Below are 25153 nucleotides of genomic sequence, written 5' to 3'. Positions count from 1 at the left end.
CGGCCGCCGCCGCGCAACCCTCGGCTTGTGACAGGCGGGGCCGTCGCGTAATTGCGTGAGGCGATGCTTGATCCGAAACCACTGAAGGCCGTCTTCTTCGATCGCGACGGCGTCCTCAACGTCGACCGGGGCTATGTCCACGATCCGGCCGATCTGGAGTGGATCCCCGGCGCCCGCGAGGCGATCGCGGCCCTGACCGCCGCCGACGTCCGCTGCATCGTCGTCACCAACCAGTCCGGCGTGGCTCGAGGCTATTACGGCGAAGACGCGGTCCACGCTCTGCACGCCCACATGCAGGCCGAACTGGCGCGCCTGGGCGGAGAGATCGCCGCCTTCTACCACTGCCCGTTCCACAAGGACGCCGTCGTCGAGGCCTATCGCCGCGACGACCACCCCGACCGCAAGCCCAATCCCGGCATGATCCTGCGCGGCCTGGCCGAAAACGGCCTCTCGGCCGAGGACTGCGTGCTGGTGGGCGACAACGACAGCGACGTCGAGGCCGCGCGGCGAGCCGGCATGGAAGGCTTCCTGTTCACCGGCGGCGACCTGCTGGCCTTCCTGCGCGAACGGCTGGGCGCCCGCTTCCCGACGTCTTCCGGAGACCCGGCGTGAAACTCCTGATCACCGGCGGCGCCGGCTTCATCGGTTCGACCCTGGTGCGCAAGGCGCTGGAGGCCGGCCACGCGGTCGTCAATCTCGACGCCCTGACCTATGCCGGCGACCTCGCCAACCTGGCCGAGGTGGAGAACGCCCCGGGCTACGCCTTCGAGCAGGCCGACATCGCCGATCCGCGGGCCGTCGCCGCGATCTTCGCCCGCCACGACCCGGACGCGGTGCTGCACCTGGCCGCCGAGTCCCACGTCGACCGCTCGATCGACGGTCCGCTGGCCTTCGTGCGCACCAACATCGTCGGCACGGCCGTGCTGCTGGAGGCCGCCCGCGCGCACCTGGCCCGCCTGCCCGCCGACCGCGCCGCCCGCTTCCGCTTCGTCCACGTCTCCACCGACGAGGTCTACGGCGCCCTGGGTCCCGAGGACCCGCCCTTCGACGAGCGCTCGCCGGTCGATCCCACCTCGCCCTATTCGTCGAGCAAGGCCTCGTCCGACCTGCTGGCCCGGGCCTGGGGCCGCACCTACGGCCTGCCGGTGATCGTCACCTCGTGCTCGAACAACTACGGCCCGCGCCAGCATCCGGAAAAGCTGATCCCGACGGTGATCTTCAACGCCCTGGCCGGCCGGCCCATCCCGGTCTACGGCGACGGGCGGCAGGTGCGCGACTGGCTGCATGTCGAGGACCACGCCGGCGCCCTGCTGCGGGTGCTGGAAGCCGGCGCGCCGGGCGAGACCTACCTGATCGGCGGCGACGCCGAGCGCGCCAACATCGACCTGGTGCGCACCATCTGCGCCGTGCTCGACGCCGTCCGTCCCGGCAACACGCCGCGCGAGAGCCTGATCACCCACGTCACCGACCGCCCCGCCCACGACCGCCGCTACGCCATCGACGCGGGCAAGCTGCAGCGCGAGCTGGGCTGGTCTCCGGCCATGACCGTCGAAGAAGGCCTGGAGCGCACCGTGCGCTGGTATCTCGACAACGACGCCTGGTGGGAGACCATCCAGGCCAAGGGCTTCGCCGGCCAGCGGCTGGGCGTTAACCCGTGATCCGCATCCTGCAGTTCGGCGCCACCGGCCAGGTCTCGCGGGCGATGATCGACCAGGCGGCGGGCCGCGCCGCCCTGACGCCCCTGTCGCGCCAGGACGTCGACCTTTCCGACCTCGCCGCGATCGAGGCGGCCATCGCCGGGGCCGACTGCGACCTCGTGCTCAACTGCGCCGGCTTCACCCTGGTCGACAAGGCCGAGGCCGAACCGGAAGCCGCCAGCGCCGCCAACGCCCTGGCGCCGGCCGCCATGGCCCGGGCCTGCGCGGCGCGCGGCCTGCCGCTGGTGCATCTGTCGACCGACTGCGTGTTCGACGGAACCCTCGACCGCCCCTATCGCGAGGACGACGCGCCCAACCCGCTGTCGGTCTACGGCGTCACCAAGCGCGACGGCGAGACCGCCGTCCTGGCCTGGAACAAGGGCGTGGTGGTGCGGATCTCGTGGGTGTTCTCGCGCTTTGGCCGCAACTTCGTGCGCACCATGCTGCAGCTGGGCCGCACGCGCGACGAGCTGCGGGTGGTCGCCGACCAGTACGGCTGCCCGACCGACGCGCTCGCCCTGGCCGACTTCCTGCTCGCCGCCGCGCCTCGCTGGACCTCGGCGCCGGCCGGCGACGACGCCTTCGGCCTGTTCCATTTCACCAACGCCGGCGCGACCTCGCGCCACGGCCTGGCCGCCGCCGCCCTGGCCCGTGACCCGCAAACCAGGGCGCGGCTGTCGCCGATCGCCAAGCGGGATTTTCCCGAACCCGCCGCTCGCCCTTTGAACGGCGCGCTCGACAGCGGCAAGGTGGCGGCGGTGTTCGGCTGGCGGGCCGAGCCCTGGGAGCCGGCCGTGCAACGCGCGGCCGACCAGATCATCGCGGAGGGACTGAACGCATGAGACGCGGCATCATCCTCGCCGGAGGCTCGGGCAGCCGCCTGGCGCCCCTGACCTTGGCCGTCAGCAAGCAGCTGCTGCCGGTCTACGACAAGCCGATGATCTATTACTCGCTGACCACCCTGATGCTGTCGGGGGTGCGCGAGGTGCTGATCGTCACCAATCCCCATGACGAGGAGTCCTTCCGCCGCCTGCTGGGCGACGGCTCGCGGCTGGGCCTGCGCATCGAGTACAAGCCCCAGCCCGCGCCCGAAGGCATCGCCCAGGCCCTGATCCTGGGCGAAGAGTTCCTCGACGGCGCCGACAGCGCCGTGGTGCTGGGCGACAACATCTTCTTCGGCGCCGGCTTCGCCGACCTGTTGCAGACGGCGGCCCAACGGCCCTCCGGCGCGACCGTCTTCGGCTACACGGTCGTCGATCCCCAGCGCTACGGCGTCGTCGAGATCAGCCCCGAAGGCAAGGCGCTGAGCATCGAGGAAAAGCCGGCCAAGCCGCGCTCGCGCCACGCCGTCACCGGCCTCTATTTCTATGACGGCCTGGCTCCAGCCATCGCCCGGTCGCTGAAGCCCTCGGCCCGCGGCGAGCTGGAGATCACCGACGTCAACCGCGCCTATCTCGACGCCGGAACCCTGACGGTCGAGCGCCTGGGCCGCGGCTACGCCTGGTTCGACACCGGCACCCACGACTCCCTGATGGAAGCCTCCGAGTACGTGCGCGCCATCGAGCTGCGCCAGGGCTTCCGGATCGGCTGCGTCGAGGAGGTGGCCTTCCAGATGGGCTTCATCGACGCCGACCAGTTGCGCGCCCTGGCCGGCCCGTCGCCCAAGACCGGCTACCACCGCTATCTGCGCCAGCTGGCCGACGGCGAGATCTGAAATCCTGGCGCCTCGGTTCCCGAGGGGCTAAACCGACCGCAAATCCCTTCAAGAAAAGGCCCGCGCAGAGCCATGCAGATCTTCCTCGACAGCACCGACACCAAGGTCATCGCCGACGCCGCCGCCACGGGCCTCGTCGACGGCGTCACCACCAACCCGACCCTGATCGCCAAGGCCGGCCGCCCGATGCTCGAGGTGATCGCCGAGATCTGCGACCTCGTCCCCGGCCCGATCAGCGCCGAAGTCGCCGCCACCACCGCCGACGCCATGATCGCCGAAGGCACGAAGCTGGCCGGCATCGCGCCGAACGTGGTCATCAAGCTGCCGCTGACCCGCGACGGCCTGATCGCCTGCAATCACTTCGCCAACGAAGGCGTCAACACCAACGTCACCCTGTGCTTCTCGCCGACCCAGGCCCTGCTGGCCGCCAAGGCCGGCGCGACCTACGTCTCGCCGTTCATCGGCCGCCTGGACGACTACGGCTTCGACGGCATGGACCTGATCCGCGACATCCGCACGATCTACGACAACTACGGCTACGAGACCGAGATCCTGGCCGCCTCGGTGCGCAACGTCGCCCACGTCAAGGAAGCCGCGATCGTCGGCGCCGACGTCGTCACCATTCCGCCGGCGGTGTTCGCCGACCTCTTCAAGCACCCGCTGACCGACAAGGGCCTGGAACAGTTCCTGAAGGACTGGGCGGGCACCGGCCAATCCATCCTGTAGTTCGGGCCATCCTGTAGTCCGGCGATTTTGTAAGGGCCAAAAACCCTTATTTCACAAGGCGCGGCCCCGGATTCGTCCGGGGCCGTTCTTTTTTGCAACTGCGAAGGTGGTTCGCAAACGCGAACTCGTGCGTTAGGGTCGGGAAACCTCGTCGAGGAGCGCGCCCATGAAAGCCGCCGATATCGCCGTCGACATCTGCCTGGCCTCCGCCGAGGAAGCCGTGCGGTTCTCCCGCTTCGTGCAGAACTTCCTGGCCAGCAACGGCTTTCCGTTCGTGATGATCCACAACGCGCCCGAGCTCGAGGGCGAGCGCCGCAAGGTGGTGTTCGAGGACGCCGGCGTCGGCCGCAAGTTCGCCCTCGAATGGCGCATGGACCGGCTGGCCGCCAGTGGGGCTTGAAGCTGGAGCCTGAAGCCGGGGCCTGAGCCCCGCGGCCAAGCTTGAAGAACGACGTTTCCCGTTTCTGATTTTGCGCGTTAGACAGGATATCCTTTCTTCCTGTCGCGGAGTCGCGCCATGAACGACCCCAAATTCGCCCCCCCGCCGGTCGCCGGTTCCGCGCTCGACCTGATCGGCCGCACCCCGATGCTGGAGGTGCGCAACCTCGACACCGGCCCCTGCCGTCTGTTCCTGAAGCTGGAAAGCCAGAACCCCGGCGGCTCGATCAAGGACCGCGTCGCCCGCTCGATGATCGAGGCGGCCGAGGCCGACGGCTCGCTGAAGCCCGGCGGCACGATCATCGAGGCCACGGCCGGAAACACCGGCCTGGGCCTGGCCCAGGTGGCGGCGCTGAAGGGCTACAAGCTGATCCTGATCGTCCCCGACAAGATGGCGCGCGAGAAGATCCTGCATCTTCGGGCCATGGGCGTGGACGTGCGCCTGACCCGCAGCGACGTCGGCAAGGGCCACCCCGAATACTACCAGGACATGGCCCAGGCCCTGGCCCAGTCGATCCCCGGGGCGATCTACGCCAACCAGTTCGAGAACCCGGCCAATCCGCGCGCCCACTATGTCGGCACCGGTCCGGAGATCCTCGCCCAGATGGAAGGCGACGTCGACGCCGTGGTCGTCGGGGTCGGCTCGGGCGGCACCCTGACGGGCGTCGGCCGCTACATGGCCGAGCAGTCGCCGAAGACGAAGATGGTGCTGGCCGATCCGGTCGGCTCGATCCTCTGCGACTACGTGGCCACCGGAACCTACGGCGAGGCCGGCTCGTGGATCGTCGAGGGCATCGGCGAGGACTTCATCCCCGACAACGCCCAGATGGACCTGGTCTCCAAGGCCTATTCCATCAGCGACCGCGAAAGCGTCGACACCGCCCGCCTGCTGCTGCGCAAGGAAGGCGTGCTGGCCGGCTCGTCGTCGGGCACCCTGCTGGCGGCGGCCCTGCGCTACTGCCGCGAGCAGACCGAGCCGAAGCGGGTGGTCACCCTGGTCTGCGACACCGGCGCCAAATACCTGACCAAGATGTTCAACGACATGTGGCTGGCCGCCCACGGCTTCGACCAGCGCGAGCTTCACGGCGACCTGCGCGACCTGATCGCCAAGCGCTACGCCGACGGCGGCGTCATCGCCATCGGGCCGGACGACACCCTGCTGACCGCCTACAACCGCATGCGCTCGAGCGACATCAGCCAGTTGCCGGTGGTCGATCACGGCAAGCTGGTGGGCATTCTCGACGAGAGCGATATCCTGGCGGCCGTCGAAGGCGGCGACGACCATCGCGGCGCCCGCTTCAAGACCCCGGTCGCAGACGCCATGACCCGCCGGATCAACACCCTGCAGGCCCACCAGGGCGTCGAGGCGCTGCCCGACGTCTTCGAGCGCGACGAGGTGGCGCTGGTGGTCGACGGCGAGGAGTTCCTCGGCGTCATCACCCGTGTGGACCTGCTCAACCATCTGCGACTGGAAGCCTGAGGCCTCCGCCGCTCGCGCCCGTCACACCACATGCAACGGGCTGTAGACGGGCGGCCGGGGCTGGCTTTCGGCGAACCAGACCTCGCCCTCGCTGACCATGTCCCACTCCAGCAGATAGTCGCCGGGCATTTCCGGGGCGGTGAAGACGTGGACGAAGGTCGCCTCCGCGCCCGGCGGGGTCACCGTCAGGGTCAGGGCGCGCTCCTGCTCCCAGGCCAGCAGTTTCCCCTGCGGATCACGCAGGTGGTAGGTCAGGTAGATCGACGCCGAACGGATGCCCCAGGCCGGCCACCAGGCCAGGGTTCCGGTATTGCGCACCCGCACGGTGGCGACGACGGCGTGGCGGCGGTGGGTCGCGGCGACCATGTCGACGTCGAGCACCTCGACGCCCCAGCCGGGCTGGGCGGCCGCGGCTTGAAGCACCTCCGGCACGATCCGCTCGGCCGGGTCTCCCGGCTTCTCCACCGGCGCCGGCGGCTCGGCGGGAGCCGGGAACACACGGGTCGGCAGGCCTTCCGGGATCACGTAGTGACTCTCCCAGGCGCCGCGCGGATGCGAGGCGCGGTAGCGCTCCATCTTGGCCTGACGTTCTTCGGGCGAACACCACACCGGCTCGTAGTGCAGCAGGGCGGCCCGCTGCTCGTAGAGGCCCGGCCCCATCACGTGATAGCCGCTGTGCGGACGGTTCGGCTTCCAGACCAGGCTGCGGTCGTTGCGGAACAGCCGCAGCTGCCAGTCGGGATACCAGGGCGGAACGAACAGGAAGGCCGCCTCCTGCTCGTCCACGACCCATTTGCGGGCGAACCAGAAATGGGTGGCGGCCGGATCGGCCATCAGCTCGGGCAGCAGGGCCGCCAGGCCGTCCTCCAGCCGCTCGTCATCGTCGATGACCAGGATCCAGTCGCCGGTCGCATAGTCGAAGATCATCATCCGGGCCGCCGAGATCTGCCCGTCATGCCGGAACCGGAACACGACATCAGCGAAGCGCGAGGCCGTCTCCAGGGACCCGTCGGTTGAATCGACATCGACCCCGACGACGATCTGATCGGCGAAAAGCGCAACCTCGGCGAGAAGCCTTTCGAGACGCCGCGCGGAGTTCTTGGCGAGGATGCTCACCGTAAGCCTTATATGCGTCAAACACAGGTCTCCATGCACGTGGAACCTTCACTGTATCGATTGCGTTTCCTATCGACGCCGATCAATCGTTCGACGCCATCGGCGCATATTGTCGTTCCGCCCCCTTACCGGCAGAATAACCGAGATCAGACGCCTATACCGCCCGCCGGATTTTCATAATCTCAAAAGGCAGATCGCGCGTATGACAACTCTTTTTTGCATTCGCCCGGCAACGCCGAATATCGGCAACGATCTCATCAATCGCGCGACCCTCGACCTCCTTTTCGACGTGTTCGGAACCGACCTGTCGGTGGTCAACCTCCCCGCGATCGCGTCCGGCGGGCGCGGCGGCCTGACGGCCAGCCAAGTCTACGACATCAACCGCTTCGCCGACGGCGTCATCGTCGGCGGCGGCAACCTGTTCGAGAACGGCCAGATCACCGTCGACCCCCGCGCCCTGGAGGCTCTGCGCAAGCCGCTGATGCTGATCGGCCTCTCGCACGGCCGGATCTACGACGAATCCGGGGACCGGACCGAGCGCAGCGATTCCCTGGCCCCGGCCGTGATCCGCCAGCTCGCCGCCAAGGCCGAGGTGGCCATGGTCCGCGATACCGCTTCGGCTCGGCTGCTGGCCGAGCTGGGCGCCGCGGGCGTCGAAATGGCCGGCTGCCCGACCACCTTCATGGAGCAGAACGCGGCGCCCGAGCCCCAGAACGACCAGGTCCTGCTGTCCATCCGCCATCCCCAGCGCATGAGCGTGCCGCCGTCGCTGCAATGGCGGACGGCCAACGACGTGCGGCGGCTGATCGACGCCCTGCTCGCCGAATACGGCAACGTCGTGCGCCTGGTTTGCCACGACTATCTCGACCTGGAGTTCGCGGCGGGCTTCCCCGACACGCCGCACGTCTATTTCGACACCGTGGACCGCTACATCGCCGCGCTTCGCCGCTGCCGCCTGAACGTCACCTATCGCCTGCACGCCTTCCTGCCTTGCCTGGCCTTCGGGACCCACTCGATCCACCTGTCCTACGACGAACGCGGCAAGGCGATGGTCGCCACGGCCGGCATGGGCGACTGGGACATCGACCTGATGCGCGAGGCCGACCCGGTCGCCGCCGTCATCACCCGCGCCCGCGCGCCCGAGGCCTTCGCCACGGCTCGCCAGGAAGCCCGTCCCGACATCAACCGGATGAGAGCCGTCACCCTTGGCGGGGTGAGGCGTTTCTTCCAGGTCGTAGAACAACAAAAAAGCGCCGCGAAGCGCCAAGGACATCCCCATGACGCCACCCTCATCGACCGGGCTCCATCGGATCTGCAACGAGACGGACCTGACCGGTCTGCGCTCCCTGCACGCCCGGGTCGTCGATGAGCTCATCGCCGCGGTAGGCGATCTTCGGGGCGCGACCGCCGGCGAGCGACTACGCAAGCGAGGGCTGGGCGTTCTGCACGAGGAAATCGAGGTCGGGGACATCGGCGCGATCCGCGACCGGGTGCTCGAAGCCCTGCGGCCCGACCTCCTGCGCATGGCCGTGCGGGTCGGCCGGTCGGTGCTCGGCTGGGACCAGGACTTCTATGTCGACGACTATCTGATCCTGCGCATCAACCTGCCCTACGAAGTGGCCCGCCGCACGGCCGCCGGGGCCGAGAACCCCGGCATCGGCCGGGTCAGTCCGGCGATGCGTCCGATCGCCCAGGCGCGCCGGACCAAGGATCCGCTCTACGACCCGGCCGGCTACCACCGCCACCATCCGCCGGCGGCGTGGGCCCACGGCCCGCATATCGACAGCTGGACGGGCCACTCCCGCGACGGGATCAACATCTGGTGGGCCATGGTCGATGTGCCGGCCGAGGCGGGCATGGTGCTCTATCCCGAGGTCGAGACCGCGGGCCTGGTCTGCGACCGCCGGACGCTCTACCTCCAGGCCGGCCAGCCGCTGCCGCCGCCGACCTTCGTCCCCCTCGCCGCCGGCGAGATGCTGGTCTTCGACCCGGAGATCCTGCACGGGACCCACCTGAACGTCACCGACCGCACCCGCGTGGCGGTGTCGCTGCGGCTCAATGCAGGTCGTCCGACCTTCGCCCCGGAGGCCTTCTACGCCCGCGAGTTCTGGCGCTCGTCGAAGGCGATCGAGGCCGGCGACCTGGAGTCGGTCGAGCACGTCAGACGCGAGGACAACCTTGGTCCCGCCACGCCGCAGCCGCCCGCCCCCTCCCCCGCGCGCGCGGTCGTGCGTTCACCGGCGCCGGCCTCCGGGCCGGTGGCGGTCGCCGCCTCGGCCGACCTGCCCGAAGGCGGCCGCCTCGTGGTCGAGCTGGAAGGGCGTCGGCTCATGGTGACCCGCCAGGACGGCCGGCTGGCGGCGCTGGACTCCCGTTGCCCGCACTACGGCGTCGATCTGATGGACGGCGGCGCGCGGGCCGGCCGGCTTCACTGCCCGGCCTGCGCCGTGGCTTTCGACCTCTCGACCGGTCGATCGGCCTGCGGAAGCCTGACGCTCGCCCTGATCCCGATCTGGGAGGCCGACGGCTCGATCCTCCTGGACGCGACCGCGGGTGCGGCCAGCGCTCCGGAGCCCGTCACGGCGTAGCCTCGCCGACGCAGGGCCGGCCCCATCAGTCGGACCAGTTCGGCGACCTCCTGCGGCGGCGAAGCGGCCAGCCGATCGCGACGCACGGGCCGCACCGGCTTCAGCGCCTCGCCCTTCCAGGCCAGGGACCGTTGCAGCACCACGCCCGAGGGCGTCTCGGCCCGGAGCTGGCGCGGATCGAAGGACAGGCCAAGGAAGGCCATCACGGTCGACAGCACGCGGTCGGGCGCCGTCACCAGCTCCTCGTAGACCACGCTCATGAAGCGGTCGGGATAGGTCGCTTCCAGGTCGCCGCACTGCTCCTCGGCCTCCAGCCACAGGCGCGCGCCGCCGACGGCGCCGCCGCCCCACCAAGGCATGTCGCGCAAGGAACAGGCGACATCGCGCCCGTCCCGCATCATGCAGACGACCCTGGCGGCCGGAAAATCGACCAGGATCCGGGGGACATGCCGCAGGTGCTGCGGCGTCTTCTCGCCGACCAGCGGCTTGCCGCTGGCCTGGCGGCGAGCTTCCAGCACGGCCCCGAACACCGCCGCCCCGTCGGGCGGCCGGGCGACGGCGTCCGGCAGCGCCGCCATCACCGCCTCGGGCTCCAGGCCCAGTTCGGCCAATCGCCGCCAGCCGCCCAGCAGCCGCCTCAGCGCCTTTGGGGCGATCAAGGGCAGATGCGGCGCGATCTCGTCATAGAAGGCCGTCTCCGGCGTGATGATCAGATCGGGATGCCGATCGAGCAGGACGCTGAGCAAGGTCGTTCCCGAACGAGGGCAACCGACGATGAAACAAGGATCCGCCATCTTCGCCCCTCGCGCACCTGAATGACAGGTCGCGCTCACGCAATGCATAACGACGTTATTGGATCCATTTAAAATTGAATCGATACAAATGCTTAAGCTTATCAACGCTGCTGCGCGCGCGCTTTCCCCGTGCTAGCTTCGGTTGAGTTAGTGCGTGGCGCCCGCCGTTTACTGGCGCCTTCAGGAGCTAGGAACGCAAATGAAAAACTTCGCCTTGTTCTTGGCCGCGATCACGCTGGGGATCGCCGCGGCGCCGCAGATCGCGAGCGCTCAAGCCACCCGCACCTGGGTCTCGGGGGTCGGCGACGACGTCAATCCCTGTAGTCGAACCGCCCCCTGCAAGACCTTCGCGGGCGCAATCTCCAAGACCGCCGCCGGCGGCGAGATCAACTGCATCGACCCCGGCGGCTTCGGCGGCGTCACGATCACCAAGTCGATCTCGATCATCTGCGACGGCCTGGAGGCCGGCGTGCTCGTCTCGGGCACCAGCGGCATCAACGTCAACGCCGCGGCGACCGACATCGTCCTGCTGAGCGGCCTCGAGATCGAGGGCGTCGGCACCGGCGTCAATGGCGTCAACATCCTATCGGCCGCCAACGTGACGATCCGCAACAGCCTGATCCACGACTTCCGCGCGGGCGCCAACGGCGGCGTCGGCGTCTACGCCGCGCCCGGCACGAACTCGCTGCAGTTGGCGATCGTCAACACGCAGATCTCGGGCAACGGCGGCGCGACCACCGGCACCGGCGTGCTGATCGTCCCCACCGGCGCGACCTCGGTGGCGGTGTCGGTCGATCACAGCCAGATCACCGGCAACGGCGCCGGCTTCCGGGCCGACAGCAGCGGCACCAGCGGCAAGGTCCAGGCGGTGCTCCGCAACAGCAACCTGTCGCACAACACCCGGGCGGCGGTGCGCATCGTCGGCGCCAACACCACCCTCGAGGTGGCCGGCTCCACGATCGGCTTCAACGCCACCGGCGTCCATTCGGACGGCGGCCTGGTGACGCTGGCCGGCAGCCAGGTGTTCGGCAACGCCACCGGCCTGTTCGTCGGCACCGGGACGATCACCTCGTACGGCAACAACCAGCTCGACTACAACGCCGCCAACGGACCGAACCCGACGCCCATCGCGCCGCGTTGACGATGCGCCGGGCCGCCCCCTCCCCGGGGGTGCGCCCGGCCGCACGCGCGTTCGCCAGAAGGGGGCGCCAGAACGGGGTTCATGTTCTGGCGTAACGACGATAGACCTTGCGCGACGTCGCGGCAGACGCCGCCAGTTTCATCGTCCGGACAACGAGCGCGCATGACCGACATTCCCGGCAAGAACCGCCTGGCCTTCGCCACCCGCACGATCCATGGCGGCCAGTTCCCCGATCCCAGCACCGGCGCCGTCATGGTGCCGATCTACGCCACCTCGACCTACGTCCAGTCGAGCCCGGGCGAGCACAAGGGCTTCGAGTACAGCCGCAGCCAGAACCCCACCCGCTTCGCCTTCGAGCGGTCGATCGCCGACCTGGAGAGCGGGAGCGCCGGCTTCGCCTTCGCCTCGGGCCTGGCGGCGGCCTCGACGATCCTGGAGATCCTCGACAGCGGCGCCCACGTGATCGCCAGCGACGACCTCTACGGCGGCTCGTTCCGGCTGTTCGAGCGGGTTCGCAAGCGCTCGGCCGGCCTGTCGTTCAGCTTCGTCGACATGGCCGACGTCTCGGCCATAGAGGCGGCGATCCGGCCCGAGACGAAGATGATCTGGGTCGAGACGCCCACCAACCCGATGCTGCGCCTGGCCGACCTGGAGGCCATCGCGGCCCTGGCCAAGCGCCGCGGCCTGATCACCGTGGCCGACAACACTTTCGCGTCGCCCTACGTCCAGCGGCCGCTGGAGCTGGGTTTCGACATCGTCATGCACTCGGCCACCAAGTACCTGAACGGCCACTCCGACGTGGTCGCGGGCGTGGCCGTGGTCGGCGACAACCCCGAACTGATCGACAAGCTGAAGTTCCTGCAGAACGCCGTCGGCGCGGTGCTGGGGCCGTTCGACAGCTTCCTGGCCCTGCGCGGGGTCAAGACCCTGGCGCTGCGCATGCAGCGCGCCTGCGACAGCGCCCTGGAGATCGCCCAGTGGCTCTCCACCCGCAAGGACATCGAGCGGGTGATCTATCCGGGCCTGGAGAGCCACCCCCAGCACGCCCTGGCCCGCCGGCAGATGCATGGCGGCTACGGCGGGATCATCTCGGTGGAGCTCAAAGGCGACGAGGCGACGGCCCGGCGGATGCTGGAGCGCACGCGCCTGTTCACGCTCGCCGAGAGCCTGGGCGGGGTAGAGAGCCTGATCGAGCATCCGGCGATCATGACCCACGCCTCGATCCCGGCCGATCAGCGCAAGGCGCTGGGGATCAGCGACACCCTCATCCGGCTTTCGGTGGGGATCGAGGACTGCTCGGATCTGATTTCCGACCTCTCCTCGGCGCTTTCAGCTTGAACAGGTGATGGTCCTTGTCGCCGGGCATGGCCGGCGACGGGTCCGGGGCCTTGGACGGACGCGGGGGAGGCAGGATCCGCGTCGGATCCTCGGCCCACAGGTGGGCGGCCAGCATCAGGTCGGTCTTGACCGGTCCGAAGTCCTCCTTGGCCGTCCAGACGCGGATGGCGGCCTGGGCGAACACTTCGGAGAGGTCGACGACCTCGATCATCGGCGCGGGATCCTTGCGCACCCTGGGATCGCTCTCGGCCCGCTCGCGCATCTTCTGCAGCACGACCACCAGGTCGGTCTTCAGCGGCACCTTGAACAGCACGTCGGCGCGGCGGTTGCGGTGGGTCGAGTAGTTGAGGATGACGTCGCCGAACACCTTGCTGTTGGGGATCATCACCTTGACGTTGTCGGGCGTGGCGATCTCGGTGAACAGCAGGTCCAGCGACTTGACCGTGCCCTGGCGGGTGGCCGTCTCGATGACGTCCCCGACGCGATAGGGACGGAACAGCAGGATCATCACCCCGGCCGCCACGTTCGACAGCGCGCCCTGCAAGGCCAGGCCGATGGCCAGCGAGGCCGCGCCCAGCACGGCGATGATCGAGGTCGCCTGCACGCCCAGTTGCTGCAGCACCGCCACCAGGCCGATGGCGACCACCGCGTAGCGCACCAGCGACGAGACGAAGCTCTCCAGCGTCGGGTCGGGATTGGTGCGATGCACCCGGCTCAAAGCCCGCTTCGCCATCCCGGCCAGCCAGCCGGCCGCCCAGAAGGTGACGAACAGGATGAGAGCGGCCACGACCAGATTGACGGCCACCTTGCCCAGCCAGTCGAGGAAATGCCCGAACATGGTCTCGTCGGCCTTGATGTTGGCGATGGACGGAAGGTTGAGGTCGGCGGGTACGGTACTGGGCTTGCTCATGGATCTCTCGATGGCGCCCCCGCGCCGGCCGGTCAACGAAGCGCGGTGAAGGTTCGTTCCAATAGCCCCTCTCCCCTTGCGGGAGAGGGTGGCCTCGCGCAGCGAGGTCGGGTGAGGGGTCTCTCGGAGCCTTCCGCCGCAAAGACGGTGAGGCCGGGTGAAGCGTCCGGTGTCTGAGAGACCCCTCATCCGTCGGCCTTTGGCCGCCACCTTCTCCCGCAAGGGGAGAAGGATCCCAGGACAGACAGCCGAGAAACAGTCGGTTACATCAATTGGCTCGAAACCGAGCCGCCCCGCCTCTAAGAGCCCGCCCATGAGCATGCCCTTCATCGACCTCGCCGCGCAGCAGCGCCGGATCCGCGACAAGATCGATGTCGCCATCGCCAAGGTGCTGGACAGCGGCGCCTATGTCATGGGCCCGCAGGTGCGCGAGTTCGAGAGCCAGCTGGCCGCGTTCGGCCAGGCAAAGCTCGCCCTGTCCTGCGCCAACGGCACCGACGCCATCGCCCTGCCGCTGATGGCCTGGGGCGTGGGCGCGGGCGACGCCGTGTTCTGCCCGTCCTTCACCTTCGCCGCGACGCCGGAAGTCGTGCCGTGGGTCGGCGCCACGCCGGTGTTCGTCGACGTGCTCCCGGACACCTTCAACCTCGATCCCGCCAAGCTGGAAGCCGCCATCGCCGGCGTGAAGGCCAAGGGCGAGCTGACCCCCAAGGTGGTCATCGCCGTCGACCTGTTCGGCCAGCCGGCCGACTATCCGACCATCAAGGCGATCTGCGACCGGGAAGGTCTCAAATTGATCTCCGACAGCGCCCAGGGCTTCGGCTGCACCCTGGACGGCAAGCACCCGCTGCACTGGGCCGATGTGGCCACCACCAGCTTCTTCCCGGCCAAGCCGCTCGGCTGCTACGGCGACGGCGGGGCGGTGCTGACCAACGATCCGGTGCTGTGGGACCTGATGGACAGCTACCGCGTGCACGGCAAGGCGGTCGGTCCGGACCTCGAAGGCAAGACCTTCGACCACGACCCCAAGTACCTCAACACCCGCATCGGCATGAATTCGCGTCTGGACACCATCCAGGCCGCGATCCTGATCGAGAAACTGGCCATCTTCCAGGAAGAGATCGACCTGCGTCAGGTCGTGGCCGAGCGCTACGCCGAGGGCCTGAAGGGCTCGGTGCTGGCGACGCCGGCCGTCATCGACGGCGGCGTCTCGGTCTGGGCCCAGTACGTCATCGAGCACGAGAACCGCGACGGCCTGGCCGCCCACCTGAAGACCAAGGGCGTGCCGACCGCCGTCTACTATCCGGTGCCGATGCACGTGCAGGCCCCGTACGCCGCCTTCCCGCGCGGCGAGGGCGGCCTGCCGGTGACCGAGGCCAAGGCCGAAACGGTTCTGGCCCTCCCGATGCATCCGTATCTGGCCGAGGCCGACCAGGCCGTGATCATCGAGGCGATCCGCGGTTTCAACGGCTAGGAGAGCTACTCGCGTCGCGCCCACTTTTTGAAGTCAAGGTTGCGCGCACCTACACGCAGATTTAAGCTCCAGTTTGACGCCGGCGCTATAGCAAAGCTCCGGTAGAGTAAACGGAGCGTATGAGCGTTGTCGGTAGTCCTTCCGAATTCAGTTTTCTTCCACATCGGCCGGACGGGCGGCCATTGGGTTTCGCACGTGCTTTGGCGTGCGGGCCTGATCCAGGATCGCCTCTACCCTCTTCACCTGACGCCCGCCCAAGCCAACGCCGGCGGCGCGCTCTCGCCCAGGCCCGCGTCGTTCTGCTTCGTGCGCCATCCGGTCAGCTGGCTGGCGTCGCTCTGGCTGCATGAAATGGAATTCGGATGGGGTCAGTCGGGCGTCGGCGCCGCCGCTTCCGACCACTTCCCCACCTTCGTCGAGCGCATGCTGGCGACCTTCCCCAAAGGCCCCTGCAGCCACGCCATGGCGCCCTATGTGGACCACTGCTCGTTCGTGGGCCGCACCGAAAGCCTGTCGAGCGATCTGGGCCAGGCGCTGAACCATGCCGGCGAGGCCTTCGACCCCGCCCTGCTCGCCACGCCGCCGATCAACGAGTCGGCCATTCCCAAGCTGCGCGTGGCCGCCAAGGCGCCGGCGGCCCTGCTCGAACAGGTGATGGCGGCAGAAAGCGCGTTCTGCGAGCGCTTCGACTACCAGGGCGTGCCCGAGAAGTTCGTCGCCGACAGCGTCGAACCCGTCTGGCCGCTGATCCGCGCCCGCGCCGACGACGGCGCCTGCGACAAGGCCCTGCAGTTCGACCTGGTCCAGCCGCGCTTCGACTATCACCTGGACGACGGCGGCGTCATCGCCAGCAAGGGGCACGAACGCGCCACCCAGTGGGCTCTCACCCAGGCTGTCGAAGGCCTGGCGCCTGGCGCGACCTGCGCCGTGGTCAGCGAAAGCGATCCCTATTTCGCCTATCTCGCGGTCGATCACGGCTGCTCGCCGGTGACCTTCGTCAACAGCGCCGACGCGGCGACCTCGACGCCGCTGCTGGGCCGCCTGGCCGGCGAGGTGGTCGCCCAGCCGCTGGAGACCTTCCTGAAGTCGAGCGAGCCGACGCTGGACGCCCTGGTGTTCTGCGACTCGCTGGAAATCAGCATCGCGGCCGAGATGGAGCTGATCCACGCGGCCCTGGTGCTCAAGCCGGGCGGGCAGCTGGTCTTCACCGCCCCCATCCTGCACGCGCCGGTGTCGGTAAGGACGCTGTGGGGCCTCAACACCAGCGGCCGCAAGCTCTCCTATTACAGCCTGCCCTATATCGACACCCTGCTGGCCAACCTCGGCTTCTCCGAGGTCGAGATCGTCAGGACGATCTTCGAGGTGACCTCCGAAGAGCACGCCGACGAGGCCCACGCCTTGGCCGACGCCCTGGGCACCGACCGCGACCGCCTGCTGGGCAAGGCGATCATCCGCGCCAAGCGGCAGGACGCCGGTCCCAGCGCCATCTCGCGCGAGGACCTGGTCAAGCTCTGGCTGCTGCGCCGCCCCGTCGACTTCATGCACACGCCGACCGACGGCCTGCCGATCGCCGCCCAGGCGACGATCGCCATGCTGAAGGCCCAGCTCGCGGAAGAACGCCAAAAGCGCATCCAGGTGCAGCAGGGCATGGCCGACCGCGAGCAGGAGCTGATCAAGACCCGGGTCAATCTGGCCGCCCTGGCCAACGACGCCGACTACAGCCGCCAGCAGATCGGCATCGCCCGGGGCGAGACCGCCGCGGCGCTGCAGCAGTTGCACGCCCTGAGGAACCAGATCGAGCACATGGGAGTTGAAGCCCTCCAGGCGCCCCGCCCGGCGCCCGAAGACGGCCCGGCGCAGCCCGTTCCACCAAAGGCTTGAGGCCACCAGAGGCCTGAGGCCCGCCGTCACCGTCGAGCTGCGCCGCATTGGCGCCGCACCGCCGTACTACCCGCGGCTTCCGATTGCGCGAGAGACCAGATGCACGATCCCGTCACGAGCTTCGTCGTCTCGGTCTTCAGCGCGCCCAGCGCCGCCCTGATCATGGCCGGGGCGATCCTGGCGCTGGCGATCGGCCTGATCTTCCAGTCGGGCCATTTCGAATACGCGCCGCTGAAGGACGACCTGCGACGCCGCAGCGACCTGCTGTCGGAGCTGCGCGGGGCGGACCTCCAGAAGGCCTTCGCCGACGCCTTCCCGGCGATCGACAAGCGCCTGAGCGCCTCGGCCCACCCGACGCTGGAACTCGGCTGGGCGTCCTATCGCGGCCAGTTGGCGGAAACGGGCGACGGGCGGCTGGCCGCGCCGATCCACGCCATCGACGCCTTCGAGCATGCCGACGGCCCAGCCCGCACCCTCGAATGGTGGGCCAATCTGCTGGTCGCCATCGGCCTGGTCATCACCTTCATGGGCATCGTCGCGGCCCTGACCGAGGCGGTCGACGCCATGCAGCGCCAGGGCGGCGCCGGCATGCAGGCGGCGCTGATGAACCTGCTGGCCGTGGCGGCGACCAAGTTCTGGACCTCGATCGCCGGCGTTCTGGGCTCGATCGTCCTGCGCTTGGCCGCGCGCCGCCGGCGCAAGGCGATCGAGGCGCTGGAAGCCCATTTCTTCGCCCAGCTGGACGGCTGCGTCCGCTTCGCCCCGCCCGAGAAGGTCATGCTGGAGCAATTGGCCGTGCTGTCGCGGATCGAGGCCGCCCTGACCGCCGGCGCCGCGACGCGCCCCGCCGCCGTTCCCGCTGAATCGAGCCTGGCCTGATGGCGGGCCTGGCCCGCGCCCGCCGGCGCCGCACGCCCGACCTCGAAGAGGGCGAAAGCTACTACGTCTCGATGACCGACATGATGGTGGGGGTGATCTTCATCTTCATCATCATGCTCAGCTACTTCGCTCTGCAGTATCGGCAGTCGACCAAGGCGCTGACCGAGGCCAAGCATCCGCAGACCGCCGCCCTGCTGCAGACCGCCACGGCCCTGACCCCGCATGAGGCCACCGTCGAGGTCGACGACAAGGCCCGTGTGCTGTGCGTACCCGAAAGCCTGATCGGCGGGACCGGAAGCGACCGTCGCTGCTTCTCCTACGCCCCGCCGGCCCAGGGCGCGGCGAACACCGTGGCCGCCGACGACGCCCAGCGCACGCTGATGGGCTTTCTCGACGCCGACCTGCGCGACGCCGGCGCGCCCCTGGCGGGCGACACCAGCGGCGACGCCCTGTCGTTCTCGGCCGACGCGCTGTTCGAGCCGGGCACGGCCAACCTGTCGGCCGGCGGCCGCAAGATCGCCGGCGAGGTCGCCGCCTCGCTCGCCAGGCGCCTGCCCTGCCTGGCCTATGGCGGCGCCAGTTCGACCGCCTGCCCCGAGGGCGAGGCCAAGCTGGCCCTCGTCAACGTGGTCAGCCAAACCAATCTCGACGCCTTCACCGCCGAGGGCCAGCAGGCCGCGGCCCTGGCCCTGGCGCGTTCAGCGGCCTTCCACCAGGCCCTGACCGGCGCCCAGCCGGTGCTCGCCGCCCTGCGCAACGGACCTCCGGGCCAGGCTGCGTCGCAGCCCCTGCTGCGCGTCGCCAGCCTCGGCCAGTCGCAGGAGGGCGCCTCGCGGGTCGGCGAGGGCCAGACGGTGAGCATCCAGTTCCAGATGGCGCGCTAGCGCTCTCTCCATTGGCGCGCATCGCCAGGCGGCCTATATGCCGGGCGTTGCGTTTCGCGCCGGCCGGCGCCTCGCGCGTTCACGGCCGAAGAGATCGCGTCATGCCCCGGGACACCACCGCCGCCACTGCCCCCCGAACTTCGGGCCAAACCTCGCCGCATCCGGGCATGGGCTTCGTCCAGTTCGTCGCCCTGATCGCGGCGATGATGGCCACCAACGCCCTGGCCATCGACTCCATGCTGCCGGCCCTGCCGCAGATCAGCGCCAGCCTGGGCCTGACCGGCGAAAACGAGCGCCAGTGGGTGATCACCGCCTACCTGCTGGGCTTCGGCGTCGCCCAGATCGCCTACGGTTCGCTGGCCGACCGCTACGGCCGCAAGCCCGTGCTGCTGGCCGGCCTGACGCTCTACGTGCTGTTCAGCCTGGCCTGCGCCCTGACCACTTCGTTCGAGATGCTGCTGGTCGCCCGGGCCCTGACCGGCGTCGGCGCGGCCGCCACCCGGGTGCTGGCCGTCTCCATCGTCCGCGACTGCTATTCGGGCCGTCGCATGGCCCAGGTCATGTCGCTGTCGTTCATCGTCTTCCTGGCCGTGCCGATCCTGGCCCCCTCGATCGGCCAGGCCATCGTGCTGGTCGCGCCCTGGCGCTGGATCTTCGGCGTCATGGCGCTGTTCGGCGGCGCGGTGATCGCCTGGACGGCCCTGAAGCTGCCCGAGACCCTGCACCCGGAGGACCGCACGCCGATCTCGGCCAAGGCCATTCTGTCGGCCTTCCGCCAGGCCCTGACCGAGCGGACGGCCATCGGCTACACGATCGCCGCCACCCTGGTGCTGGCCGGCCTGTTCGGCTTCATCAACTCGGCCCAGCAGGTGTTCGTCGACGCCCTGGGGGCGGGCGAGTGGTTCACCCTGATCTTCGCCGGGATCGCCGGCGGCATCGCCGTGGCCTCGCTGGTCAACGCCCGCATCGTCGAGCGGCTGGGCATGCGCAAGGTTTCGCACGGCGCGCTGCTGGGCTTCATCGCCTTCGCCGGGATCCACGCGATCGTCGCCCATACCGGCCACGAGACGGTCTGGACCTTCGCCCTGCTGCAGGGGTCGATGATGTTCTGCTTTGGCCTGGTGATGTCGAACTTCGGCGCGGTGGCCATGGAGCCGCTGGGCCACATCGCCGGCGCGGCGGCCTCGATCCAGGGGTTCATCACCACCATCGGCGGGGCGCTGGGCGGCTTCATGATCGGCCAGCTTTTCGACGGCACGGTCGGTCCGCTGACACTGGGCTTCTTCGGCTTCGGCCTGGCCGGCCTGCTGGTCGTGCTGGTCACCGAGAAGGGCAGGCTGTTCCAGACCGGTCCCGGCGGCGGCGCGCCGGACATGACCCACTAGCCGACCCGCCCCCTAGCCCCGCGCGCGCTCCAACGCCTCATACAAGCGTCCGATGTCGAGCGGCTTGGCCAGCCAGTCGGTCATGCCCGCGGCGCGGCAGGCCTGGACCTCCTCGTCGGCGACGCCGGCGCTGAAGCCGATCACCGGCACGTCGCGATTGGCGCTGTCGCCGGCCCGCAGGCGGCGCGTGGCCTCGCGGCCGTCGAGGCCCGGCATGTTGACGTCCATCAGCACCACGTCGAAGGGCTCGGCCTCCAGCCGCTTCAGCGCCTCCAGCCCGTCCGGCGCCGTGGTCAGCACCACGCCCAGCGGCTCCAGCACCAGGGCCAGGGTGCGGCGGTTCACCTCGTGGTCGTCGACCGCCAGCACCCGCAGGGCCGTGACCTCCGGCGGGGCCGCGCCCTGGTCGTTGGCGGCGGCGACCTTGGTCTCCTCGGCGCCCTGAGGCAGGGCCAGGGTCAGGCGGAAGATCGCGCCCTTCTGCTCGCCCGGACGCGCGTCGAGCTCGCCGCCCATCAGCCGCGCCAGCTGCCGGCTGACGGTCAGCCCAAGGCCGGTGCCGCCATAGGTGCGGGCCGTTTCCAGCGAGGCCTGGGTGTAGGGCGTGAACAGCCGCTCCATGGCGTCCGGAGCGATGCCTGCGCCGTTGTCCTGCACCTCGATCTCGACCTTCACCCAGCCCTCGTCGGCCGGAGCCGCCAGCAGGCGCAGGGTGATGGCCCCCTCCTCGGTGAACTTCACGGCGTTGGAAAGCAGGTTGTTGAGGATCTGGCGCAGGCGGAACGGGTCGCCCCGCACCCAGACGGCGGGCTGTTCGGCGGGCGGCTCGCGCAGGGTCAGGCCCTTGGCCTTGGCGCCGGCGGTCCAAAAGCGGGTGGCGTCGCGGATCGCCGCCAGCAGGTCGAAGTCGCGCGCCTCCAGGCTCATGGCCCGGGCCTCGATCTTGGCCTGGTCGAGCATGTCGGTCAGCAGGCCGGTCATCAGCTGGCCGGCGTCGACGATCAGGTCGGCGGTGACGCCGGTCTGGGCCGGATTGACCCCGGCGCGGATCAGATGCGCCCCGGCCAGGATCGCCGACAGCGGCGTGCGCAGCTCGTGGCTGACGATGGCGGCCATGGCGGCGCGGTCGGCCACCGCGTCCTCGGCCTGGATGCGGCGGCGGTCGGCCTCCTCGCGGGCGGCCATCACGGCGCGGCGGGCCTGGTGCACGCGGCTCCAGATGGCGTGGACGACCAGCAGGAAGAACACCGCCGTCACCGCCAGGATCAGGATCATGCCGTGCGGCTGGCCGCCCCAGAACCAGAACGGCATGGCCGCCAGGCTGACGGCGTAGGGGATGGCGCCGGTATAGAACATCGGCCGGCAATCGACGCCCGAGGCGACGTTGTTGAGCATGCCGCCCGCCAGCACCAGCAGGCTGATCACCACCAGCGGCATGGCCCCGTTGGTCCAGATCAGCGTCACCACCGCGGCGTGGGCGAGCGCCATCACCGCCATGGCGACCATGGCCAGGGCCGCGTGGAAGCGGATGTTGCGGGTCGGGAAGCGACCCTTGGCGAAGGGCCGGACGGCGACGAACTCCAGCCCCTGGACCAGGGCGCTGACGCCCAGCCAGGCCGGGATCAGACTCCCATGCCCGGCCAGATGCAGGGCCCAGCTGAGCAGGCCCGTCAGGCCCAGGCGGATGACGATCTGCCTGTAGCGCTCGTCGGCATTGGCCGGCAGGTGGGGCAGAAGCGAGTCTAGAAACTTCACCATGATCCCCCGCCTATCCCCGATAGGCGAAGGATCGGTGAATCCTGGACCCGTCAGTCCAACATCCGCTCAAGAGTGGTCAATTCGTCCGCTTCCCGGGCCGGCTTGTCCCAGCGGATGCGGTTGATGCGGGGAAAGCGCATGGCCACGCCCGACTTGTGGCGGGTCGAGCGTTGCAGCCCCTCGAACGCCACCTCGAACACCAGGCCGAACTCGAGATCGGCGCGCACCGAGCGCACCGGCCCGAACCGTTCGATCGTGTGATCGCGCACGAACTTGTCGATCAGTTTCAGCTCCTCGTCGGTGAAGCCGAAATAGGCCTTGCCCACCGGGGTCAGCTTGCGCTCGCCGGTCTCGTCCTCGCGCCAGACGCCGAAGGTGTAGTCGGAATAGAAGCTCGACCGCTTGCCGTGGCCGCGCTGGGCGTACATCAGCACCGCGTCGACCAGATGCGGGTCGCGCTTCCACTTGAACCACGGCCCCTTGGGGCGGCCGGGCTCGTAGGAACTGTCCCAGCGCTTGAGCATCAGGCCCTCGGCGATGGCCGGATCGCCGGCCGGGGGATCGGCGCGCAGAGCGGCCAGTTCCTCCCAGGTCTCGAAGGGCTGGAGCGGAGAAAGATCGATCCGCGACGTCTTCAGCCCGCCGACGAAGGCCTCCAGGCGCTGGCGGCGCTCGACGAACGGCAGGGCCCGAAGATCCTCCTCGCCGTCGAGCAGCAGGTCGTAGGCGCGGATCCCGGCCGGATAGGCGGCCATCAGCTTGGCGTCGACGGTCTTGCGGTTCAGCCGCTGCTGCAGGTCGCCGAAGCTGGCGATCGCGCCGCCCCGCATGACCAGCAGTTCGCCGTCGAGAGCCCCCTCGAAGTCCAGCGCGTCGAGCACATCGGGGAAGGTCGCCGAGATGTCGTCGCCGGTGCGGGTGTAGAGCCGCCGCTCGCCGCGCTCGCTGACCGCCTGGACGCGGATGCCGTCCCACTTCCACTCGGCGGCGTAGTCGGCGGCCTTGAGCTTCTCGAAATCCACCGCCTCGTCGATGGCCTGGGCCAGCATCACGGGCCGGAAACGTCCCGGGGCGTCGGGTGAAGGCCGTTCAGAGCGTCCCTCCAGCCAGGCGAAGAGGTCGCCATAGGGCGGCTCGATCGCGTGCCAGACCTCCTCGATATCGCCGATCGGCACCCCGCCGAGATTGGCGCAGGCCTGCTTGGCCAGGCGCGACGACACCCCCACCCGCAGCCCGCCGGTCATCAGCTTGAGCAGCGCCCAGCGGCCGTCGGCGTCCAGCGCGTCGAGCCAGCCCTCGATCAGTTGTTGAGCCTGGGCGCGAGAGGTCGCCTTCAGCGCCTCGACCACCTCCGAGAGTTCCGGCTCACGATTGGCGCCAGGCCGCTCGGGCCAGACCAGGGCGACGGTCTCGGCGAGATCCCCGACATAGTCGTAGGACCAGGCGAACAGCTGGGCGTCCATCCGCGCCTCGACGGCCTTGCGGATGAAGGCCGGCTTGGCGGCGTCGAACGACAGCGCCCCGGTCAGGGCCGCCAGGGCGTAGCCGCGATCGGGATCGGCGGTCCCGCGCAGGAAGTCCTCGATCAGGGTCAGCTTGGCGTTGCGCGAGGCCGTCAGCGACAGGCGGTCGAGAAGGTGGGCGAAGGCGCGCATGGAAAGAGAATGTCGCGCCCGGACGCAGGTTCAAGCCATGGCGCGGCTTGCACGCAATTCAAACATTCGTTTAACTCCAATGGAGAGCCTGGCCTCGGAGACGACCATGACGTTCCAGCCGCCCGACCCCTTCGTCCCACACACCCGCGCCAGCCCCCTGACCGCGCCTTGGGAGCCGATCTATGCCGACATCCGCGACGACCGCTGGGTGCTGGGACTGGAGGCGCGCGAGGTCCACGCCAATTCGCGCGGCGGGCCGCACGGGGGTCTGATCGCCGCCCTGGCCGACAACGCCATGGGCCTGTCGTGCGGCGTTCGGATGCGCCGCGAGGGCCTGGCCTTCAACGGCTTCGTCACCGTCTCGCTGGGGGTCGACTATCTGGCCGCGCCGAGCCTTGGCCAATGGCTGGCGTTCGACACCGACTTCATCAAGCCCGGCAAGAGCCTCTGCTACGCCGAGGCCACGGTCCTCGCCGACGGCAGGCCGGTGGCGAGGGCGCGGGGCACGTTCAAGGTGGTGTGAGCCTCAGGCCTTCGCCTCGTCGAGCTGACCCAGGATCATGATCTTCTGCCAGATCTTGCGGCCGAGGTCGGAGGTCAGGGTCTCGATGTCGTTGACGGCCGCCAGGATCGCCGGGTCGTCGTTCTCGCCGGCGTAGAGGGCGGCCAGCTTGGCGGTCAGGGCCTGCATCTCGGCGCAGTAGTCGAGATAGCGGGCCAGCTCGAAGCGGCTCATCTCGCGGGCCGGCGAGGAGGCCGTGCGCGGCCCCATCACCAGGGTCGGGTCCTTGGTCAGCTGGTGCATGTCGACCACGTGGGCGAAAGAGCGCAGCTCGTGCAGCGCCTTGTGCACGCGGGCGCGCTTCCAGCGGGCCTCCAGCGACAGCAGGAACCACACCGCGCCGGCCGACAGCAGGGCCAGGTTCACCGCCGGCTCCAGGCCCTCGGCGGCGTGCAGCACGTCGGTCCCGCGCAGGCCGGCCAGCCAGTCCGTCCGGACGATCAGCCAGGTCGGCAGGGCCAGGGCCGCCAGGACGATCGCCGCCACCGGCAGACGCAGGGCCAGATAGGGTCGCGACAGCCGCCGCGCGCGCCTGGCCGTCTCCCGCGCCGTCGCCGTCAGCCGCGCGCACACCCGCGACAGGCCGGAGGCCGGAAACCGTTCGGAGATCCGCGCGTGCAGGTGATCCAGCGTCGTGACCACCTCGCCGGCTTCCAGCCGCATCATGCCCTTCGCCATGGTCCCCCTCCCCCTTGCCGACGCCCGCGGCCCAGCTATAGCTAAGCGCTAGTAC

The 25153-nt window shown here is 69.4% G+C and carries 22 protein-coding genes and 1 pseudogene; 17 read left to right on the top strand and 6 right to left on the bottom strand.

All coding sequences use genetic code 11. The features are described from left to right. The first annotated feature begins 63 nt into the window (after positions 1-63). The 7 genes from AC1RRS_RS05090 to AC1RRS_RS05060 all read left to right on the top strand — a co-directional run bounded on the left by AC1RRS_RS05090 (position 64) and on the right by AC1RRS_RS05060 (position 6055). A complete protein-coding gene (locus AC1RRS_RS05090) occupies positions 64-612 on the top strand; it encodes a D-glycero-alpha-D-manno-heptose-1,7-bisphosphate 7-phosphatase (RefSeq protein WP_492854197.1) in 549 nt (182 codons plus the stop codon). Next, positions 609-1658, top strand: coding sequence for a dTDP-glucose 4,6-dehydratase (gene rfbB, locus AC1RRS_RS05085; RefSeq protein WP_492854196.1), 1050 nt, complete (start codon positions 609-611; stop codon positions 1656-1658). The genes AC1RRS_RS05090 and rfbB overlap by 4 nt, the downstream gene beginning before the upstream one ends. After that, positions 1655-2539: a dTDP-4-dehydrorhamnose reductase gene (gene rfbD, locus AC1RRS_RS05080; RefSeq protein WP_492854195.1), complete on the top strand. Its 885-nt coding sequence runs from the start codon at positions 1655-1657 to the stop codon at positions 2537-2539. Before rfbB ends, rfbD begins: the two co-directional genes overlap by 4 nt. After that, the gene (rfbA, locus tag AC1RRS_RS05075) at positions 2536-3411 is read left to right on the top strand and encodes a glucose-1-phosphate thymidylyltransferase RfbA (RefSeq protein ID WP_492854194.1); all 876 of its coding nucleotides are present in this window, start codon (positions 2536-2538) and stop codon (positions 3409-3411) included. The genes rfbD and rfbA overlap by 4 nt, the downstream gene beginning before the upstream one ends. A 72-nt stretch (positions 3412-3483) precedes the next feature. Then, entirely contained in the window at positions 3484-4137 is a 654-nt protein-coding gene (gene fsa, locus AC1RRS_RS05070; protein ID WP_110118941.1) for a fructose-6-phosphate aldolase, read from the top strand. A 166-nt stretch (positions 4138-4303) separates the two neighbouring features. After that, entirely contained in the window at positions 4304-4537 is a 234-nt protein-coding gene (locus AC1RRS_RS05065) for a hypothetical protein (RefSeq protein ID WP_492854193.1), read from the top strand. A 117-nt stretch (positions 4538-4654) separates the two neighbouring features. After that, positions 4655-6055, top strand: a complete 1401-nt coding sequence (locus AC1RRS_RS05060; RefSeq protein ID WP_492854192.1) for a pyridoxal-phosphate dependent enzyme — start codon at positions 4655-4657, stop codon at positions 6053-6055. A gap of 21 nt (positions 6056-6076) precedes the next feature. Here AC1RRS_RS05060 and AC1RRS_RS05055 read toward each other — a convergent pair whose 3' ends face one another. Next, complete coding sequence (locus AC1RRS_RS05055; RefSeq protein ID WP_492854191.1) at positions 6077-7171, bottom strand: glycosyltransferase; 1095 nt, start codon at positions 7169-7171, stop codon at positions 6077-6079. A gap of 202 nt (positions 7172-7373) precedes the next feature. Here AC1RRS_RS05055 and AC1RRS_RS05050 point away from each other — a divergent pair, with 202 nt between their 5' ends. Both AC1RRS_RS05050 and AC1RRS_RS05045 read left to right on the top strand, forming a co-directional pair. Continuing rightward, positions 7374-8540, top strand: a complete 1167-nt coding sequence (locus tag AC1RRS_RS05050; RefSeq protein ID WP_492854190.1) for a polysaccharide pyruvyl transferase family protein — start codon at positions 7374-7376, stop codon at positions 8538-8540. Continuing rightward, positions 8449-9759 (top strand): Rieske 2Fe-2S domain-containing protein, encoded by a 1311-nt coding sequence (locus tag AC1RRS_RS05045; protein ID WP_492854189.1) that lies wholly within the window; start codon positions 8449-8451, stop codon positions 9757-9759. Before AC1RRS_RS05050 ends, AC1RRS_RS05045 begins: the two co-directional genes overlap by 92 nt. Before the next feature lie 185 nt (positions 9760-9944). On the opposite strand, the pseudogene AC1RRS_RS05040 reads toward AC1RRS_RS05045, so the two are convergent. Next, positions 9945-10553: pseudogene (locus AC1RRS_RS05040) on the bottom strand (sulfotransferase family protein); the annotation flags it as partial. 199 nt (positions 10554-10752) lie between these two features. Between AC1RRS_RS05040 and AC1RRS_RS05035 the strand changes: the two are divergent. Then, the gene (locus tag AC1RRS_RS05035) at positions 10753-11694 is read left to right on the top strand and encodes a right-handed parallel beta-helix repeat-containing protein (RefSeq protein WP_492854188.1); all 942 of its coding nucleotides are present in this window, start codon (positions 10753-10755) and stop codon (positions 11692-11694) included. Positions 11695-11856: 162 nt separating this feature from the next. After that, positions 11857-13032: a trans-sulfuration enzyme family protein gene (locus tag AC1RRS_RS05030; protein ID WP_492854187.1), complete on the top strand. Its 1176-nt coding sequence runs from the start codon at positions 11857-11859 to the stop codon at positions 13030-13032. On the opposite strand, the gene AC1RRS_RS05025 is transcribed toward AC1RRS_RS05030, so the two are convergent. Beyond that, on the bottom strand, positions 12959-13942 hold the full coding sequence (locus AC1RRS_RS05025; protein WP_110118947.1) for a mechanosensitive ion channel family protein: 984 nt from the start codon (positions 13940-13942) through the stop codon (positions 12959-12961). The two genes, AC1RRS_RS05030 and AC1RRS_RS05025, sit on opposite strands and share 74 nt — an antisense overlap. 313 nt (positions 13943-14255) lie before the next feature. Between AC1RRS_RS05025 and AC1RRS_RS05020 the strand changes: the two genes are divergently transcribed. The 5 genes from AC1RRS_RS05020 to AC1RRS_RS05000 all read left to right on the top strand — a co-directional run bounded on the left by AC1RRS_RS05020 (position 14256) and on the right by AC1RRS_RS05000 (position 20445). Continuing rightward, on the top strand, positions 14256-15416 hold the full coding sequence (locus AC1RRS_RS05020; RefSeq protein WP_492854186.1) for a DegT/DnrJ/EryC1/StrS family aminotransferase: 1161 nt from the start codon (positions 14256-14258) through the stop codon (positions 15414-15416). Between the two features lie 195 nt (positions 15417-15611). Next, positions 15612-17297, top strand: coding sequence for a hypothetical protein (locus tag AC1RRS_RS05015; RefSeq protein ID WP_492854185.1), 1686 nt, complete (start codon positions 15612-15614; stop codon positions 17295-17297). 99 nt (positions 17298-17396) lie between these two features. Further along, positions 17397-18176, top strand: a complete 780-nt coding sequence (locus tag AC1RRS_RS05010; protein ID WP_492854184.1) for a hypothetical protein — start codon at positions 17397-17399, stop codon at positions 18174-18176. Continuing rightward, positions 18176-19060, top strand: coding sequence for a hypothetical protein (locus AC1RRS_RS05005; protein ID WP_492854183.1), 885 nt, complete (start codon positions 18176-18178; stop codon positions 19058-19060). The genes AC1RRS_RS05010 and AC1RRS_RS05005 overlap by 1 nt, the downstream gene beginning before the upstream one ends. 167 nt (positions 19061-19227) lie before the next feature. Next, entirely contained in the window at positions 19228-20445 is a 1218-nt protein-coding gene (locus AC1RRS_RS05000) for a multidrug effflux MFS transporter (RefSeq protein ID WP_492854455.1), read from the top strand. A 12-nt stretch (positions 20446-20457) separates the two neighbouring features. On the opposite strand, the gene AC1RRS_RS04995 is transcribed toward AC1RRS_RS05000, so the two are convergent. Together AC1RRS_RS04995 and AC1RRS_RS04990 are read right to left on the bottom strand one after the other, a co-directional pair. Beyond that, positions 20458-22203 carry an ATP-binding protein gene (locus AC1RRS_RS04995; RefSeq protein WP_492854182.1) on the bottom strand — a complete coding sequence of 582 codons (1746 nt, stop codon included), beginning with the start codon at positions 22201-22203 and terminating at the stop codon, positions 20458-20460. 50 nt (positions 22204-22253) lie between these two features. After that, complete coding sequence (locus AC1RRS_RS04990) at positions 22254-23858, bottom strand: cisplatin damage response ATP-dependent DNA ligase (RefSeq protein WP_492854181.1); 1605 nt, start codon at positions 23856-23858, stop codon at positions 22254-22256. Between the two features lie 106 nt (positions 23859-23964). Between AC1RRS_RS04990 and AC1RRS_RS04985 the strand changes: the two genes are divergently transcribed. Then, the gene (locus AC1RRS_RS04985) at positions 23965-24381 is read left to right on the top strand and encodes a PaaI family thioesterase (protein WP_492854180.1); all 417 of its coding nucleotides are present in this window, start codon (positions 23965-23967) and stop codon (positions 24379-24381) included. A gap of 3 nt (positions 24382-24384) precedes the next feature. On the opposite strand, the gene AC1RRS_RS04980 is transcribed toward AC1RRS_RS04985, so the two are convergent. Continuing rightward, the gene (locus AC1RRS_RS04980) at positions 24385-25098 is read right to left on the bottom strand and encodes a hypothetical protein (protein WP_492854179.1); all 714 of its coding nucleotides are present in this window, start codon (positions 25096-25098) and stop codon (positions 24385-24387) included. Positions 25099-25153 lie beyond the last annotated feature (55 nt).

Source organism: Caulobacter sp. GW821-FHT12A07, from assembly GCF_058807655.1.
Note: the sequence above shows the minus strand (reverse complement) of the source record. Positions and strands in the feature narration are given on the sequence as shown.